Origin of the sequence: Burkholderia sp. 9775_39 (assembly GCF_015712225.1) — a bacterium.
Classification (GTDB): Bacteria; Pseudomonadota; Gammaproteobacteria; order Burkholderiales; family Burkholderiaceae; genus Burkholderia; species Burkholderia cenocepacia.
The window spans coordinates 25,073-42,743 of sequence record NZ_JACCQC010000017.1 but is presented as its reverse complement, the minus strand read 5'-3'; the positions used below and the strand labels follow the sequence as shown (position 1 = coordinate 42,743).

Annotated in this window: 11 protein-coding genes; 4 read left to right on the top strand and 7 right to left on the bottom strand. The window is 62.9% G+C overall.

All coding sequences use genetic code 11. The annotated features are described in order from the left end of the window. Window positions 1-90 precede the first annotated feature (90 nt). On the bottom strand, window positions 91-1,515 hold the full coding sequence (locus H0X90_RS22560; RefSeq protein WP_059723297.1) for a DUF6418 domain-containing protein: 1,425 nt from the start codon (window positions 1,513-1,515) through the stop codon (window positions 91-93). A gap of 196 nt (window positions 1,516-1,711) precedes the next feature. Next, the gene (locus H0X90_RS22555; RefSeq protein ID WP_077189174.1) at window positions 1,712-4,027 is read right to left on the bottom strand and encodes a GNVR domain-containing protein; all 2,316 of its coding nucleotides are present in this window, start codon (window positions 4,025-4,027) and stop codon (window positions 1,712-1,714) included. Window positions 4,028-4,700: 673 nt separating this feature from the next. On the opposite strand from H0X90_RS22555, the gene H0X90_RS22550 reads away from it, so the two are divergent. After that, window positions 4,701-5,882: a polysaccharide biosynthesis/export family protein gene (locus H0X90_RS22550; RefSeq protein ID WP_012493286.1), complete on the top strand. Its 1,182-nt coding sequence runs from the start codon at window positions 4,701-4,703 to the stop codon at window positions 5,880-5,882. A 240-nt stretch (window positions 5,883-6,122) separates the two neighbouring features. On the opposite strand, the gene H0X90_RS22545 is transcribed toward H0X90_RS22550, so the two are convergent. Both H0X90_RS22545 and H0X90_RS22540 read right to left on the bottom strand, forming a co-directional pair. Continuing rightward, window positions 6,123-8,513 (bottom strand): hypothetical protein, encoded by a 2,391-nt coding sequence (locus H0X90_RS22545; RefSeq protein WP_077189175.1) that lies wholly within the window; start codon window positions 8,511-8,513, stop codon window positions 6,123-6,125. Window positions 8,514-8,588: 75 nt separating this feature from the next. Then, on the bottom strand, window positions 8,589-11,018 hold the full coding sequence (locus tag H0X90_RS22540) for a right-handed parallel beta-helix repeat-containing protein (RefSeq protein ID WP_102898592.1): 2,430 nt from the start codon (window positions 11,016-11,018) through the stop codon (window positions 8,589-8,591). Between the two features lie 581 nt (window positions 11,019-11,599). On the opposite strand from H0X90_RS22540, the gene H0X90_RS22535 reads away from it, so the two are divergent. Then, entirely contained in the window at window positions 11,600-13,801 is a 2,202-nt protein-coding gene (locus H0X90_RS22535; protein ID WP_077189177.1) for a glycoside hydrolase family 3 C-terminal domain-containing protein, read from the top strand. Window positions 13,802-13,883: 82 nt separating this feature from the next. Here the strand turns inward: H0X90_RS22535 and H0X90_RS36065 are convergent, their stop codons facing one another. Then, window positions 13,884-14,009, bottom strand: a complete 126-nt coding sequence (locus tag H0X90_RS36065; protein WP_006490737.1) for a hypothetical protein — start codon at window positions 14,007-14,009, stop codon at window positions 13,884-13,886. Beyond that, the gene (locus H0X90_RS22530; protein ID WP_171984128.1) at window positions 14,006-14,584 is read right to left on the bottom strand and encodes a DUF4865 family protein; all 579 of its coding nucleotides are present in this window, start codon (window positions 14,582-14,584) and stop codon (window positions 14,006-14,008) included. The genes H0X90_RS36065 and H0X90_RS22530 overlap by 4 nt, the downstream gene beginning before the upstream one ends. Before the next feature lie 130 nt (window positions 14,585-14,714). Between H0X90_RS22530 and H0X90_RS22525 the strand changes: the two genes are divergently transcribed. Continuing rightward, window positions 14,715-15,572 carry a LysR family transcriptional regulator gene (locus tag H0X90_RS22525; protein WP_012493284.1) on the top strand — a complete coding sequence of 286 codons (858 nt, stop codon included), beginning with the start codon at window positions 14,715-14,717 and terminating at the stop codon, window positions 15,570-15,572. A gap of 203 nt (window positions 15,573-15,775) precedes the next feature. After that, window positions 15,776-16,363: a YigZ family protein gene (locus H0X90_RS22520; protein WP_006490745.1), complete on the top strand. Its 588-nt coding sequence runs from the start codon at window positions 15,776-15,778 to the stop codon at window positions 16,361-16,363. A gap of 310 nt (window positions 16,364-16,673) precedes the next feature. Here H0X90_RS22520 and ppk2 read toward each other — a convergent pair whose 3' ends face one another. Beyond that, window positions 16,674-17,624, bottom strand: coding sequence for a polyphosphate kinase 2 (ppk2, locus tag H0X90_RS22515; protein ID WP_006490762.1), 951 nt, complete (start codon window positions 17,622-17,624; stop codon window positions 16,674-16,676). Window positions 17,625-17,671 lie beyond the last annotated feature (47 nt).

Sequence of the window (17,671 nt, the reverse complement as noted above, 5' to 3'; positions counted from 1 at the left end):
ACGCGACATTCACGCTCGACGCATCGACCGAAACGGTTCCGGTCGTCGACATCGCCTTCGTTTCGCGCGACGACCCAGGCGCATGCCGCCTCAGCTCGCGCCGGAATGCTTCCGGTCGATCACGTACCACCAGGCCAGCGCGGCCAACGCATAGAAAGCCGTGCGCGAACCGAACATCATCCAGTAATCGCCTTGCTGAACGGCAAAGGTCGCATACGAAAAGACCTTCGCCATCAGCCACAACATCACAACCCCGCCACGCATCGTGACCAGGATCTGCAACGCGGCCAGCGCGCCGTACACGACGCCGGTCATCGCGACGAAGGCCGCCCCCCCGGCATAACCAAACCAATACACCGGCACCGCCATGTTTCCCATCGTGAACGTGACGTCGTCGAAGATGTAGGCCTTGAGGAGCTGAGGCTCCATATACGAAACCATCAAGTCACGCAAACCACTCGGTTGGGAATCGTCGAAAAAGGTCGGCATCGTCCAGGAAGCGAGAGAGTTCACGAAACGCCAAAAAGCAGCCGCGCCACCCAGCGCCGGCGCCGCGAACATGCGCGCATCACCGTCCACCACGTACCACGGCTGCCCCTGCAGCAGAAAGCGCGACGAGATCACATCGGCCACTTCCAGCCCCTGCCCCCGGTAGGCGTAAATGATGGAAACGGTGCCGAGCAACAACGCCAGTCCCGCACCGATACCCAGATAACGCACGACCGGTTTGCCGTTCATCGCATGAATCGCGATGAACGGCGCCAGCGAGCACAGGCCGATATGCAGCACCGCCATGAACTGCTCCCCATGCAGCACGTTGAGCCCGAGATCCACCGCCATCGTGACGATCGCCAACCACCGGATGCGTTTATTGGAACTGGTGGCGATGGTGCCCAGCAAAAAACCCATGAAGGTCTGATTGTTCAGGAACAGATTGAACATCGCGCCGTTCGACGCGTCGTTGCGCAACGCATACCGGTTGATGCCGGTAAACAGCGAGAATCCCGACGTCAACCCCGCCAGCACACCGGTCACGATGATCGCGGCCGCAAGTGCGAACCCCATCGCCACGCTGACAGGTTGCAATGCAATCCGCGCCCTGATCGACTTGTGCGACGGGCGCTCATCCAGGAACCGGTCGAATGCAACGAGCGCACAGACGACAAAAACCAGATAGAACGAAAGGAGTCGGCTGAAAGCGCCGGTCGCCTCACCCGAGATATCGGTTTCCCGCAGGTATCCACCGTCCTCCAGTCCCACGCCGGCAAGAAATGCGGTCAGCCCGATCGCGAGCACATAGAGCACCGTCACGGCAAACACCGGACGATACTTGACCAGGACGACGAGCCCCGATGTTGCCAACAACAACGTGCATGTGGCGCTCTCCGCTTTCATTCCGAGCGCCGGCATCATCGCGTTGATCACAAATGCAAGCGCGAGTAGCGTCGATATCGTCACCCCGGTTGCGGATATGGGGCCGGTGTCCGGTATCGCTCGCGTAGTCTTATCTATCATGCTGCAACCCGAAATTCGTTCCACCGGTGGCACCCCGGTCGAGCCTGCGCACGCGCCGGCCGCCGCATGATTGCGCCCTTGCGCGAACCTGCGCCGGTGCCCCAACGTGCATCGCGCTTGTGACGGGCGCGCTGAAACATCCCGCCATATCGCTTGTTTCCGTCATGAACCAGTGAATCGACTCGTGCAAGCGACATCAGGCAACATTTCTCAGCAGTCCCTTTCTTACCCGCTCCCATGCCCTGAACAGAAATGCATTGGGTACGACGTCGCCCGGCTCTATCCGCGACTTGACTGCTTTCGTATGTCGACGGACGTTCGCGTAATGGCTCCACTGCAACGGTGAAGGCTGAAAGCCGTTGAATACCAGCCCGTCTACCTTCACGCCGACCCGATTCAAATTCCGGATCGCATCCACCACGCCGGCGTAGCTGACCGAACCTTGTCGCGCCACCATCAACGTGACGTCCATGAGCCTCGACAACATCGCGACGTTCGCCGCCGGGCGCGCCGACGGCGCATCCACGACGACCACGTCGTATTCGCTTCGCCATGCGGTGATCAACGGCTCGAGCCGTTTCGTTTCGAACAGGTGTCGCCACGGCTCGGCACGTTTTCCGGCAGGCAGCACATCGAAATTTTCACGGATGTGGACGATCGCCTTCCCGAGTTCCAGCGAACCGGTCACGACATCCGACAATCCTTTCTGGTACTTCACCGCCACGTGTCGATCTCCGCCCGATTCGTCCGCATCGGTGCGCACAAGCAAGGTTTTGAGACCGCTTTCCGATAAGAGGTAGGCGAGATTGGCGGAGATCAGCGACCTGCCCTGCGCCGGCTCCGGCGACGTGATCAGAACGACCCTTGATTTCCCCTGCTCAGCACTCGGCCCGTAACGCAGCAACAGAGCCAGATTGTCCAGCGCTTCGGTCAGCGGCGTATCCGGATACTCCCTGGCAGCAATGAACGCTGCCCGGTCGTTCAGGTCGGCCTCGACCTGATGTGGCGAGACCGGGAGAATGCCCAGCACCGGGACGCCGGCCACTTGCTCCAATTGCTCCGGATTCCGGACGCGCTGGAAAAACAGCGCGCAGCCTTGTGCCGCAGCAACGCCCAATATCAATCCGATCGCCGCACCCAGCACGATGACGAGCAGGCGCTTCGGCTGAACCGGTTTGTCGCTGACATCGGCCTTGTCGATGACGGACGCATTGCCGACCGTGCCCGCCTTGGCAATTTGCAGCTGCTGCGCGTTGTTCATCAAGCCGATATAGAGCTGATTATTGACATCGACGTCGCGTGACAGACGCAAATAGGTCTGCTGCTGCGACGGCAAGCGCGCAACCCTGCTTTTCAATTCCGCCGACTGTTGATCGAGCGTCTTCAGCTTGCTGGCTACCGCGGTGAGCTGAGGCTGTCCGGCGACATACTTCGACGCCAGATCCTGATACTCGAGCTTGGCTTCGAGCCGTGACTTTTCGACCAAGGCCAACTGGTCGATAAGCAGTTGCACATCACCTTGCGCATCGATCGACCCCTGCGCATTGCGAAACTCGTTCAACGCATGTTCAGCCTGCTCCAGTCGCTTCTTCACCAGCGGCAATTGCGTGTCGAGAAACGTCAGACTGTGTTCGGCGTCCTCCGAGCGTCGCTTCGCCTTGGCATCCAGATAGGCGGTGGCAATGGCGTTGAGCAGCCGCGCGGCAAACACCGGGTCGGGGTCTTCGAAACTCAGTTGCATGATGCCCGACTGGCGTTTCGTTTCCGCGCCGTTCAGTTTTTTCAGGACCGCCTCGAGTCGCACCGGCGTGGCGACACGGCGCACGCGGAATTCCGTACCGACGCGTGCCACGATGCGCGATATCTCTACCCGATATCCGTTGGCTTCGCTCGGTTGGCCGACTTTCCCGGTCAACACCTCTTGATCATTGCTGTCCTTCAACAGGAAGCGATTGCCGTCGAGATAGTCGAGCTCCAGTTTCTTGCCGAGCTGCGCATCCGGAACGTCGAATTTGGTGAACTCGATCCTCTCGCCGCCCCACGCCCAGAACGGCGTATTGAACCACGGCTCGACGAGGCCATTGCGATCCTTCGGCAATATCGAACCGAGTAAGCCGCCAACGAGCGGAATCGTATTCCGGACCGACACATCCACCTGCGCGACGGTAGCGTCAATGGCCTGGGTGACGACCGCGCGCGAGCGCGCGATATCGATCTCGCCGACTACGGCCGAGTTCTCGATATCCAGCGCGTTCGAAATTTCGGATAGCGAACCGAGCGCACTGTGCTTGTTTTCCTGGACCTGGATCAACGTATCCACGGAGTACACCGGTGTTGCCGCAATGGCATACACGAGCGCCAGCAGCAAACATCCCAGGAAAACGGCCAGGAAAACACGCCCGTGATCGAACACGTTTTCCAGCAACTGGACCAGCGTGAAGTCAACCCCGTTGCGAGAAACACTTCCCGGCCGGTCTCGGGATTGCTTCGATGAAGGCCTATCCAATGTCATGCATACGCTCCCAAATTGCCATTCTGACGGGCATCCTGTCACCGTGCGTGCTATTGATCACGCATGTCGCGCCAGTCGATCCGGGTCATTCTCTCGGCACATCACGCGAGGCACTTGTCTGCGTCCGACCGCCTGCATGCACGACCGCACCGCCGAGTCCCGAACAGAAACAAATGCCCTTGCCTGTTCAGGTCACTATGCGATAAATGCGTGGTTTTCTGAGTGCGATTCCTTACATTAAGAAGCTCCGGGTAAGCGAACCTCCGGGTTGCCACCCCGTCTCGTACGACGCCGAGGAGCGGTTCGACACAACGTGCCCGGCCTCCCTGAACTCATTCGCTCGACAAGGTTTGGCCCTGTTTTTGGCCCACCTCAGCCACGCATCTCGAGCGGCCAATCCGGCCTGCCATCCGCGGCTTGGTGAACTAACGCACATCCTTTTTTCCGTGGTTCATCCAACATGATCCATGCGGGAATCAATCTCGGGTCGGCCGGTTCACCCGACAGCATGCGATGACGTCGAGGCGTCCGACAGTCGGTTGATCGGGACGGCCAGCATATGGGCAGGGGGATGAACGCCCGCCATGTCTGTCGCCGGCGGCCCGGAAAACGGCGAGTATCCACGCATGTGCGTCGCATCAATGTTTCTCGTTTAACCATGCTGAATGACGACATGAGCAACCACCAACGATTCGACACGTCAGTGCCGGACCAGAACAACCCGACAGGACGCCGAATGCGCGCTGCCCTTTACCTGGCGATTTCCGCCCTGCTTTCCGCCTGTGCCTTTGCGCCGGGCCAGCACATGGCATCCTCGCCTGCATTGCCGGTCACGACTGACGAGAACGGTGACGTGACCAGCGACATGAAGGTTCCGGTCAAGCAGATCGACCTGACGCTGATCGGGCTGATTCGTGCGCAGCAGAAGAGCCACTCCGCGTTGCCCGTTCCGGACAATCTGCTCGGCAAGCCGAGCAGCTACAAGCTCGGTCCTGGCGACGTATTGCAGATCACCGTGTGGGATCACCCCGAATTCGCTACCGCCGCCGGCCAGCCGACGCCGAACACCAAGTCCTCCGACGCCGCGCCTGGTTTCGTGATCGATGGCGACGGTAACGTGCAGTTTCCATACATGACGCGACCGATCCACGTGGCAGGAAAAACTGCGGCGCAGGTTCAGCGGGAAGTCAGTGCCGAGCTCAGGAAGGTATTCGTGAAGCCACAGGTGACCGTTCGCGTGGCGTCGTTCCGCGCGGAGCAGGTGTATGTGGATGGTGAAGTGCGCGCACCCGGTTCGCAGGCGATCAACGACATTCCGATGACCCTCGTCGAAGCGGTCAATCGTGCCGGCGGCTTTGCACCGACCGCGGATCAAAGTCGTGTAACGATTACGCGCAATGGAACGACGTATCCGGTGAATGTCGCGCGGATGATGCAAACGGGCAAAAACCCCGCCGCCATCATGCTGCAGCCAGGCGACCTGCTCCACGTGAGTGCACGCGAAGACAACCCCGTCTACGTGATGGGTGAGGTGAACAAACCGCTGGCCGTGCCGCCGCAACGTGACGGTTCGCTCACGCTGAACGAAGCACTCGCACAGGCAGGCCAACTGAACCAGCAGACGTCGAATGCCAAACAGGTCTTCGTACTGCGCAAGGCAGACGACAGCGATCCCGTGGTCTATCGACTCGACATGAAGTCGCCGGTTTCGATGCTGCTCGCGAACCAGTTCCCGCTCGCGTCGAAGGACATCGTCTATGTCGACAATACCGGGCTCGTCCGGGCCAGCCGCGTGTTGAATCTGCTGCTGCCGGCGATCAGCGCGGGTTTGACGGGCGCACTGATCACCAAGTGAGTCCGCGTGTCGGCCTCGGGCAAGCCAGCGTGCGAGCCGGACCCACACCATCCGGTGATGCACGCCGCTTCATTCATCCGGGCGGGAATACGCCGCGACCTCGCGTGAGCGACACGATGCGTGTCGCCATACGATGCACGATCAACGAGACGACTCCCCGCCCGGACTTTCAGCGCCCGAACGGCGTGACGTACGCGGGTGGCCGCTACGTTCTCAATAGGCCATCACGCCCTCGGATTGCTAACCACCACACCACTTGTTCAGCGTCGCGTCGAACGTAAAGGTCAGGACCTGCCCGCTCGCCATGACGACGTTTCCCCCGGTCGTCGTCTGGATGTTCGCGTTGTTCGCGATCGTGCAGTTGCCGTTGGTCGCGATGATCCTGACCGACTGGCCGTCGATCCCGCCGACCAGGTTGGTCAGCATCGTCGGCGACGCATAGTTCGCCGTCAGTTTGCTGATGCCGGTCACGCCGGGCGTCGAACTGGTGCCGACGAAGCCGTTGGACCAAACCGCCAGCGCATTGCCCGCGCTGTCGGCCGTCGGCACCCCGTAGCTGTAACGGACCAGCCCCGTCGCATTTTCGACGTGGAATTGCCACGGCCACATCTGCAGCAGGCGCCCGCTGGCCCACGCGCTGTTGACCGCGCGTCCGTAGCGGTCCTCGGGAATATATTTGTAGCGCCCGGAAACCCCGTTGCCTTGCGACGCATCGACACATATCTTCGAAAAGTATTCGCCGGCGGGAATGTATGCGGTACTGGATGAAGACGGCGTAAACGTATAGGTGTCGGTTCCGGCCGTGACGCTTCCGGAACGCGCGATCGTGCCCGTGATGCCGAAAATGGTCGCCAGCGTCGCGTCGCCGGTCCCGTTGACTGCGTTGACCGGCATGAAGATCGACAGGTTCGGCGTCGTACCGAACGACCAGCCCGGAATCGCGACGGCGCCCGTCCCCGTCAACACCAGCGCCGAAGTGACCTGCTGAAACACGCTGTCGGTCTCGCAATCGATTCTCAGGTTGTACGGACTCTCGGTGGAAATGAATACCGCCTCGGCGCATCCGAAATAATTCCTGAACCTGATCGTGTTGTAGCCGATGTTCCCGATCGTCACCCCCTTTACCGTCTTCGGGAACGCGAAGGTAAATTCATTGTCCGTGGGATAAACATTGAAATTCGGGTTCGGCAGGATCTCCGCCGCGTAGTCGTTACGTGCGCTCAACGGGAAGTTGATGTCGAACAGGCAGTTGGTGACTTGCCCGATGACGCTGAACATCCGGCCGCCGCTCAGCCCCATCGTGGTCATCCGGTCGTGCAGCACGATGGTTCGCGCTTGGATTCCGTACAGCGAAACACCGGTATTCGACGTGCGCCGGTCCTGCACGGCCAGTGCGGTACCGTAACTGAAGATGATGTCGATATTGTTCAGGTTGAACAGGTTCGATGAATCGGACGTAGGGGCAGCCGGGCTGTCATCGAGGTAGATGCCGAAACTGGGCGTATTCGTCGACAGGTCGCCGCAGTGTCTGATCTTCATCGTGTTCAGATTGACTTCGCGCACGGTGGCGCGTGCTTGCGTCGATCCGCTGCCGGTGTCCATCCATAGCACGCCGCCGCCGCGAAAATACAGACAGTTCACGTGAGCGACGTCGAGCCAGTCCACGTTGCCCTGCAACACCAGCCCATGTTGCAGCGATGCGCATGCGCGATTGCCCTGAAGGGTAAAGTCGCGCATGACGCACCCGGCGAGGACGGCCATGTTGGACGTCCATGACACGTTGCCGGTTTGCGGTAAATCCGTCGCTTCATTGTTGAAACCCGCGTTCAATACCGTCAGGCATTGGCCGCCAACCCCCGCGCCGAACTGGATGATCGAGGTGCGCGCCGAATGCCCGAACACGGCGATCGGCTTCGTGATCGGGGGAAGCGCGAGGCTGGAATAGTAGACCCCGGCAGGCAGGTCGCCTTTGACCGGCCAGATGGTCATCAGGTAGTTCAACCAGGCCGTCAGGGCCGGGCCGTCGTCATTGCCATAGACCACATTCGCCCCTGTCGCCGACGCATTGGCCGCTTTCGCGAGCGTGACCTGCGTTGCGCTGACGAACGCCGCGATCGTGGTGGAAACGACCAGCGTTGCAGCGCCGCTGGCGTTCGTCGTCGCAATGTCGATACGCTTGCCGACGTCCGCCGCGGTGAACGCCGCCGAGGCCGACGAAAACGCGGTGGACCCCGATGTCGTGACGCCATCGTTGACGATCCTGGTGTTGCCCTTCGCACCAAAATATTTGGCGCTGACCGGCAGATTGGCCGGAAGCGCTGCCGGTAAATCCATCCATACCTGGGCGGTACCTGCGGCAAGATTGACGACCGCACCGCCATTGCTCGACGCCAGCACGGTGGTGCGCGACAGCGTGTTCGCGCTGGCGTTGTATGTGCCGATGCCGATCTCCCAGTTCCCGCTCGGGACACCGGTACCCGTTACGGCTTGCAGTCCGTAATAGAACGTATCGGCATTGGCGCACACGGACGAAAATGTGCGGAATCCCGTCATTGCACCGGCAAGGGACAACGCCCCCGTACCTGTGGACGTGGTCGTTTCCTGAACGCGATCCTTGAGCTGGAATGCCATATCGATCCTGAGAGTGTGGTTGACAGATTCGTTTGATACCTGCTGGTCGCCTGAATGCCGGAATGGCGCCGTGCGTTACTGACCCAGCCGCGGAATCATCGTGATAGCAGGCGCAACGCTATAGGTGACCGTCATCGCGTCGCCGGGCTTGAGATCGATCATCCCGTTCGTCAGTCCGCACGCATAGGCAGCCTGCCCGTTTCGGGACACGCCGATCGACGACACGGTGCCTCCGGCAACCGACAGGCTGACCGCGCTCGGGTAGGTGTTCGCGAACGTCCATGGCGAAGCCCCCACCGCCTGCACAACCGGCGTCAGTTGCACACCGAAGCCGACGAAACCGTTTTGCGCGATGTTGTCTTCGCTCCACGACGTGTAGGCCCATGAGCTCGACGAGATCAGCGCATCGATCGCGCGTGGATAGTTGACCGGCTGGGCCATGTAGTTTCCGCGCAACTTGAGCGATGCGCCGGCCGCGAGCGCGCCGACCGTGACGAGGCGGGCGAAGCCGTTGCAGCAGCCGATGTTTTCACCGGTATTGCCGCTGACTTCGGTGAACGACGTACAGGATCCGTCCACGTAGATTGCGTCCTTTGCGATGCCGGAGAATTGATTCTTCGAGACGATGCACCCTCGCGTGTTGTACAGCGCGATGCCGGAAACGGCGCTCAGTCCGCCAGTGCCGGTGAACGTGATCGATGCGCCGCTGGCGATTCCGCTGCCCGTGACATTGTTCGACAGCGTCACGGTCGGACCATTTCCGTTACCGGAAACCGACGTCACGTACGTGCCGACCGGGATATTCGTTCCGGTGACACCTTGTCCCACCGCGCAGCCGCGTGCCGACGGATACGGCGTGAACGTCAGCGTGTTGGTTCCCGCCGCGGCAGCAGCCGATGTCGTGATCGTTTGGGACGTCATGCAAACCATCGGGGTAAAGACGATCGAAGCACCGCTCGCCACGGTGCCGGTCGTCGCCTTGCTCAGCGTGACCACACTCCCCGTCACGCCGGTCACGAAGGTGCCGGCCGCGATGTTGGTCCCGCTGACGCCCTGTCCGATCGACACGCCTGTCGTTTCGTCTCCGGGCCCGCCGAAACCGTAGTTGTCGTTGTAGGGCACCCCCGTCGTCGTGGCGAACGTCAACGATGTCGCGCCGCTCGCGGCCGACGCGGTAGTCTTGATCGTCGCGCCGAACAACCCGACCCCGGCGAAGATCACGGTTCCGCCGCTCGGCACTGTCGCATTCTGCTCGAGCGTGACCGTCGACGCGCCCGCCGCCATGACCGTACCGATCGGCACGCTGGTCGACCCGTTGAAATACCAGGCCGCCATGCCGACCGCGACACCCGGGGTATTGGCAAAGTTCAGCGTCGCGGCACCCGACGTCGCGGCGATCGTCGTCAACGGGAATCCGTTCTTGTTGTTCGGATCCCATGCATTGGTGATCGTGTTCTGCGAGATGTTGACGTGGATGTTGCTTCCGCTCGGCTGCCACAGCCCGATCGGCGACCCCGCGGCATTCTTGATCGTGTTGTTGACGATCGTGATGTTCGAATTGTTGAAGCCTGCCGTCGCGGTCACCACCAATGCGCCATAGCCGAGCGGTCCATTGGGCGCATTGACTATCGCGCCGATGTTGGATTGAACGCCGCACGTATCCAGGAGGTTGTTCGCGACCGTCACATTGTCGTTGCCGTACGACTGATACACGCTCGTCAGTTCCGACGCGACATAAATACCGGCCGCCATCGGGTTGTAGATCTGGTTGTCGGCCACGGTGATGTCCTGAGCCCCGACAATCGCGATGCCGCGTGCGTATTTGGTGCCTACCACCCGGTTATTGGCGATCGTGATCCGGCGAGGCCGGACGCCCTCATTGAAGTAACCGACCACCGCGAATGCGTCGTCGCCGCCGTTGATCACTTCATTGTTCGTAATCGTGATATCCGCGCTGGCCTTGGTTACATGAATGCCGTCATGCCAGATGTCGAGCAGCGTATTGCCGAACACCTTGCCGTTGACGCAACTGCGCATCAGCGCGCCGCCACCGGCCGCATTGTTGAACTTGCACCCCGAGATTTCGAACTGGCTGCAGTCCCGCAAGTTGATCGAGCCGGCGTTCTCGTCCGGGTAATACGCGGTCGCATTCGCTGAAAAGAATTGCAGATTGCGGATGTTGAAATGACTGGCGCCGCTCCAGTAAATCGCCGAATTCTGGCCTTGCGATGTCGTGCATTGCAGGATCGAGTCCCACCCTGCGCCGACGATCGACGCCGTTGCCTTCAGCGTATTGCTGTACAGGTAAGTCCCCGGCGGGAAATACAGCGGAATCCCCGCGTTGAGCGCCACCTGAAGCGCCGCCGTGTCGTCGGTCACGCCGTCACCCTTGACGCCGAACCGCCTCACGCTCATCGGAAGATCGACCAGTTCCTGCAGAAGCGGGCGGGCCGTGAGGCCGGCCGAGGTACCCACAACGTATGTAGCCGGAAATTCTGCTGTCATTCAAACGCTCCATATCGTCGCAATTCAATCGCGATCCAAACAAGTCGGCAATCAACGGGAATGAGCGCGCACGGTCGTTCATACACGCCCGCGCCAGAATAAAAGCGGCGAATTCGACGCACAGTGCGTGAAATGACCCAAGTCTCCGTTCGATGCGCATGCAACGAATCGATCTGCGCCCCGCCGACTTACCCGCAAAACCGCTTTCCGCCCAGTACTTCTTACCCGATCACACACCGTCGATCGGGAACGATGACCGCCTCCCCACGCCACCTCGCGTGACTACGAAATAAAGATCGCACGTATCGGTAGAAACACCGATGCTGTAGTCAAACTACATTCATACCATTAGTCGCAGCAGAGAATCGCTACATCCGATTCGACAATGCCGGGCGGCCTGCGCGTCGCCGCCCGCATTGACCGGTCGAGCCCAACCGGCCGTAACGATTCCCCGCCTGGCCTGGCATGCCGACGCGCAACCACCCTGCATCGCCAGCCGAATGCGTCCGGTGCGAATCCACCGGACGTGCGCAGCTCCAGACATCATCCGAACAACCGGCAATACGATCATGGAGAGCAACATGCGGGACACCCTCTGGCCGGCCGTCGTGCTGGCAGCGACCCTCTGCACCACCGCCTACGCCGGCGACGCCGACTTCAATGCGCAGGGCGACGCCACCGACGCGTTCGCATCGGTGGCCGCGCAACGGCGCGCCGATCTGCTCGTGCGCAAGATGACGCTCGACGAGAAACTCCAGTTCATTCATTCGCAATACGAAATGTCGCAGGTGCCGGGCGGCGGCGCCGGGTACATCCAGGGCGTGCCGCGGCTCGGCATTCCCGATCTGAACATGGTCGATTCGGCCACCGGCTCCGGCAGCACGTCGCAGGCCAGCACGACGTTCCCCGCGACGATCGCGGTTGCCGCCAGCTGGGATCGGCGGCTGTCGTACGACTTCGGCAAGCAGGTCGCGATCCAGTTGCGCGCGCAAGGATTCGGCATGGGGCTCGGCGGCGGCACCAATCTCGCGCGCGAGCCGCGCGGCGGCCGCCTGTTCGAGTATCTCGGCGAGGATCCGTTGCTCGCCGGCGATCTGCTCGCCGAACGCACGCTCGCCACGCAGCGGCAGAAAGTCATCGCAACGATCAAGCACTACGCGGGCAACGAGCAGGAGCACGGCCGGATGGGCGGCAATACGCAGATCGACGAACGCACGCTGCGCGAGCTGTACCTGCTGCCGTTCGAGATCGCCGCGAAGCGCGGCCGGCCCGGCAGCGTGATGTGCAGCTACAACCGCCTGAACGGCGCCTATGCGTGCGAGAACCCTCACCTGCTGAACGACGTGCTGAAGAACGAATGGGGCTTCCAGGGCCAGGTACAGTCCGACTGGGGCGCCACGCACAGCACCGCCGCCGCGATCAACGCCGGGCTCGACGAGGAAGAAGACGTCGGGCCGAGCGTGTACCTGACGCCGGCAGCCGTCAAGCAGGCGATCGCGAACGGCTCGGTGTCGACCGCGCGCCTCGACGACATGGTGCGCCGCAAGCTCGCGGTGATGATCCGCGTCGGCGTGATGGACGATCCGGCCAAAGGCGGCGGCACGATCGATTTCGCGGCCGGCAACCGGTTCGCGCAGGCGGCTTCCGAGCAGTCGATCGTGCTGCTGAAGAACGACGGCAACCAGTTGCCGCTCGTCGCGTCGGCGCTGTCGCGTATCGCCGTGATCGGCGGCCATGCGGATGCGGCCGTGCTGTCCGGCGGCGGCTCGGGCAACACGCGCGATCCCGTAACGGGTTCGTTCGCAGGCTGCGGCGGCCTGACGTTCGGGTCGTCGACCGGGTGCAGCTGGTGGCGCAATCCGTGGCTCAAGGTCGACGTGCCGATCGTCGCGGCGATCCGCGCGCTGGCGCCGGCCGCGCAGGTCACGTATGCGGGCAACAGCGACCAGCAGTCGCCGTTCCGCGCGTACACGCAGCAGGAGATCGACCAGGCCGCGGCGCTCGCCGGCCGCTCGGACGTCGCGATCGTCGTGGTCGCGCAGCCGGCCGGCGAGGATTTCGGCGACCTGCAAAGCCTGAGCCTCGCGAACCCGTCGAACCAGGATGCGCTCGTCGAAGCCGTCGCGCGTGCGAATCCGCATACGATCGTCGTCGTCCAGAGCGGCAATCCGGTGCTGATGCCGTGGAAGGACAACGTGTCGGCCATCGTCGAGGCATGGTATCCGGGCGAAGCCGGCGGCAAGGCGATCGCGAACGTGCTGTTCGGCGCGGTCAACCCGTCCGGCAAGCTGCCCGTGACCTTCCCGGCGCGCGATCAGGATTCGCCGACGTGGGGGCAAAACGGCGCGTTCGAGACCGACCCGGTGTACGCGGAAAAGCTGAACATGGGCTATCGCTGGTATGACGCGCGCAACATCAAGCCGATGTTCGAGTTCGGCTACGGCCTGTCGTATACGCACTTCGCGTATTCGGGACTGTCGGTGTCGAAGCAATGGGATGGCTCGCTGAGCGTCGCGTTTACCGTGCGCAACGACGGGCGCGTGGCCGGCGCGGAAATACCGCAGGTCTATCTCGGCGTGCCGTACAAGGACGAGCCGCCCAAGCGGCTGGTCGGCTGGGAGAAGATCCGGCTGAATCCGGGCGACGCACGGCGTGTGCACATAACCGTGTCGCCGCGGATGCAAAGCGTCTGGGATACGTCGCGCAACGGCTGGCGGGTCGTGTCGGGCGGAACCGTGTATGTCGGCGCGTCGTCGCGCGATATCCGCTTGCAAAGCCACTGAGCGAGCGACGAAGAAGCGGCCGGGGGCGCCGTGCATCGCATGCGCGGCGCCCCCGCATCAACCGTCTCTGCACTGCAACGCGTTACCTGAACAGCAGCGCCAGCACCGTCGCGAGCGCCGCGATCGCGACGATGCCCGCCACCACGCCCGCCAGATGCGCGGCAATCACCACCCCTGCCGGCAGTCGCGACGCGATGCCGGCCATCACGCGCCGCCCGCTTCCAGCGTGTCGAGCAACGGCCTCGCCAGATGCAGGACCTGGTACATCGTGCCCGCGCCGCCGTCGTCCGGTTCATGTTCGGTCACGAGCGCACGCGTCAGCCGCCAGCGCAACGGATCGAGACTGACGGCCGCCGCGACCACGCCCTGCCGTGCCGCCGCTTCGCGATTGCGTGCGATCTCTCGCGCCAGGACCGCATCGAGATCGGCGTCCGCCGGAATCTCGATCATCTCCAGACGCGCGAAACGTCCCGTCGACGCACTGCCCTTGCGCGCGTCGAGCGCAATCTGCGTGTCGATCGGCGCGCGGCCGAAGCTGTCCGTGACGACCCGATAGCGGCCGTCCGTCACGAACCGCGCGAACGCCTGCTCGTTGCGCCACAGGTAAAACGACGCGTAGCCGTTTTCCGTCGCGCCATGGCGGCCGGCCTCACGCAGCAGGAAGCCCTTGAACAGCAGGTCGGGCGTGTCGTCCCATAGCCGGCCGCGCTCGCGCACGCGATCGCGGATGATGTCGAGATCGTAATCCGCCGGCAGGCGGTGCACGTAGTACGCGGTCAACATGATCGACTCCTGGCGAAAGAAACGGACGGCATTCCGGACGGCATGAGCGCAGCGTAGAAGACCTTGAATCATTTGAAAAGGAGATGGCAAAATATTTCAATGATTCGATTCTGAAATGGACGAGGGTGTGATGAAAACGCTCGACATCGAAGCCGTGCAGGCATTCGTGCTGACCGCGGACCTCAAGAGCTTCACGCGGGCCGCGGAAGTGCTGGACACGACGCAGTCCGCGGTGAGCCTGAAGATCAAGCGGCTGGAAGACGGGCTCGGCCGCCGCCTGCTGGAACGCACGCCGCGGCAGGTTCGCCTGTCGGCCGACGGCACCGCGTTCCTGGAGCCGGCGCGCGAACTGGTGGCCGCTCACCACGGCGCAATCAGCGCGTTCGGCACGAGCCAGCGGCGGCTGGTGATCGGCGTCAGCCACCATGTCGTCGGCGCCGACCTGCCGATGCTGCTGCGGCGGATGAGCGAAGCGGAGCCGGCGCTCGTGCTGGAGATTCGCGTCGCCGCGTCGCGCGACGTGCTCGACGCGTTCGACCGCGGCCAGCTCGACGCGGCCGTCGCGCTGCAACACGACAGCCGGCGGCTCGACGGCGAAACCATCCTGTCGGAGTCGTTCGGCTGGATGGCGGCGGCCGATTTCGAGTACCGTCCGCCGCAACCGCTGCGGCTCGCGACGCAGGCCGAACCGTGCAGCGTGCGCCGCATGGCGGTCGACGCGCTGGACCAGGCCGGGGTCGCGTGGACGGAGGTCTTTGTCGGCGGCGGCGTGGCGACGATCGGCGCGGCGGTGTCCGCGGGGCTGGCCGTCGCGGCGCTCGGGCATCGCGTGGCGCCCGCCGGCACCGTGGACGTGGGGATGCGTTACGGGCTGCCGCCGTTGCCGACGCGCGACGTGGTGCTCTACTCGAGCCTGACCGATGCGCGCGCCCGGCAGGCGCTACGCACGCTGGGCGCGGCGCTCCGGTCGTCGGTCGGCGTGCGCTGATGCGATGCCTGCCCTGCATGGCCTTCGGTGACGAATCCCGTACCGGCCAACGCGTCCATCGACGCCGCGTATGCCTGCCACGGTAAAATCGTGCCTTCGCCCTCCGTTCATGCAGACGATATCCATCCGTCCGCGGGCCAACGCCAAAAGCATCGACACATCATCATCGCCTTGATTTCCCACCATTTTCCGCGTCGCGACGCATGAGTTACTCGCTCGCCACCACCTACATCCGCGAACTCGAAATCCGCAAGAGCCGTTTCATCGCGTACGCGGTTCCCGTCGAGGATCGCGATGCCGCGATGCAGGTACTGCAACGCCTGCGCGACGAACATCCGGCGGCCACCCACGTGTGCTGGGCGCTGCTGGCGGGCGGCCAGTCGGGTATGTCGGACGACGGCGAGCCGTCGGGCACGGCGGGCCGGCCGATCCTCGAAGTGCTGCGCCATCACGACCTCGACGGCGTGCTCGGCGCGGTCGTGCGTTACTACGGCGGCGTGAAACTCGGCGCGGGCGGGCTGGTGCGTGCGTACACGGATGCGATCGCGTCGGCGCTGCTCGATGCCGAGCGCGTCGAGCGCATTCGGTACACGCGGCTCGCGATCGAGATCGGCTACCCGGAAGAGGCGCGCGTACGCCGCTGGATCGAACAGGCGGGCTACGCGCTGGTGGACAGCGCGTACGGAATGACGGTGAAGCTCGTGATCAAGCTGCCCGAAACCGCCGAAGCCGCGGCAAGAGTCGAACTGTTCGACCTGACGCAGGGGCGCTCGGGCTTTCCGGAGATGTGAGCCGCTGCGGCGACAAGCCCGCGCGGCGCACGCTCCACTTTTTACAAGGTCTCTCAGGTTCCGGCTACCGCTTGGGACCCTCGGCGCGACTGGTTTTTCCTCAGTGCGCCGGAATCGCACCGTTTCAACGGTGTCGACGCATATCGGCGCGAACATGACGGTACGCTTTCGCGACTGTCAATCCGACATCTTGAAAGACTGTCAAACCTGTCGCACCGCATCGCCCGCCATCGACCGGAACGCCTCAAAAAAAACGCGCCGCATCATGCGGCGCGCTTCGTCACATCGCGTGTCGACCGGCGCGAACCGGTCAATAGACGTCCGGCACGATCATGTTGTCCGGCACCGGCCGACGGATGTAATCCTCGTGATGTTCGCGCTGCGGCAGATCGATCGTCGGACGCGGCACCTCGTGATACGGCACCTGGCCGAGCAGATGGTGAATGCAGTTCAGCCGCGCGCGCTTCTTGTCGACCGCCTGCACGACCCACCACGGCGCCTCGGGAATATGCGTGCGCTGCAGCATCTCTTCCTTCGCGGCCGTATAAGCCTCCCAGCGGCGGCGGCTTTCGAGATCCATCGGGCTCAGCTTCCACTGCTTCAGCGGATCCTCGATGCGGCTCTGGAAGCGCAGTTCCTGCTCGTGATCGGTGATCGAGAACCAGTACTTGACGATCTGGATCCCGCTGCGCACCAGCATCTTCTCGAACTCGGGCACCGACCGGAAAAATTCCTCGTACTCGTCGTCGGTGCAGAAATTCATCACGCGCTCGACGCCCGCGCGGTTGTACCAGCTGCGGTCGAACAGCACGATCTCGCCACCGGCCGGCAGATGCGCGACATAGCGCTGGAAGTACCACTGCGTACGCTCGCGGTTGTTCGGCGCGGGCAGCGCGGCGACCCGGCACACGCGCGGGTTCAGGCGCTGCGTGATGCGTTTGATCGCACCGCCCTTGCCGGCCGCGTCGCGCCCTTCGAAAATGACGACGAGCCGATGCCCGGTGTGCACGACCCAGTCCTGCAGCTTCACGAGCTCGCCCTGCAAGCGGAACAGCTCGCGGAAATATTCCTTGCGTGCTTCGCGGCGCTCGGGCGAGAACAGCAGGTCCTCACCGTCGTCGAAGCGGCGGTCGTCGAGCTCCATCTCGAGCTCTTCATCGTAGGCGTCGACGAGATCCTCCTCGAAACGGCGCTGGCGCGCTTCCATCGAGCTCGTATCGGTGCGGTTGTCGGTCTCGGTGCGGGTATCGTTGTCGCCCATGGGGCCTCCTTCCATCATTGACGCAGCCAAACCCCACCATTATCCCA

Bases quoted from the DNA above. Each gene is read 5' to 3' on its own strand.
- H0X90_RS22560 (WP_059723297.1), bottom strand. From the start codon at position 1,515: ATGATAGATAAGACTACGCGAGCGATACCGGACACCGGCCCCATATCC.
- H0X90_RS22555 (WP_077189174.1), bottom strand. From the start codon at position 4,027: ATGACATTGGATAGGCCTTCATCGAAGCAATCCCGAGACCGGCCGGGA.
- H0X90_RS22550 (WP_012493286.1), top strand. From the start codon at position 4,701: ATGAGCAACCACCAACGATTCGACACGTCAGTGCCGGACCAGAACAAC.
- H0X90_RS22545 (WP_077189175.1), bottom strand. From the start codon at position 8,513: ATGGCATTCCAGCTCAAGGATCGCGTTCAGGAAACGACCACGTCCACA.
- H0X90_RS22540 (WP_102898592.1), bottom strand. From the start codon at position 11,018: ATGACAGCAGAATTTCCGGCTACATACGTTGTGGGTACCTCGGCCGGC.
- H0X90_RS22535 (WP_077189177.1), top strand. From the start codon at position 11,600: ATGCGGGACACCCTCTGGCCGGCCGTCGTGCTGGCAGCGACCCTCTGC.
- H0X90_RS22530 (WP_171984128.1), bottom strand. From the start codon at position 14,584: ATGTTGACCGCGTACTACGTGCACCGCCTGCCGGCGGATTACGATCTC.
- H0X90_RS22525 (WP_012493284.1), top strand. From the start codon at position 14,715: ATGAAAACGCTCGACATCGAAGCCGTGCAGGCATTCGTGCTGACCGCG.
- H0X90_RS22520 (WP_006490745.1), top strand. From the start codon at position 15,776: ATGAGTTACTCGCTCGCCACCACCTACATCCGCGAACTCGAAATCCGC.
- ppk2 (WP_006490762.1), bottom strand. From the start codon at position 17,624: ATGGGCGACAACGATACCCGCACCGAGACCGACAACCGCACCGATACG.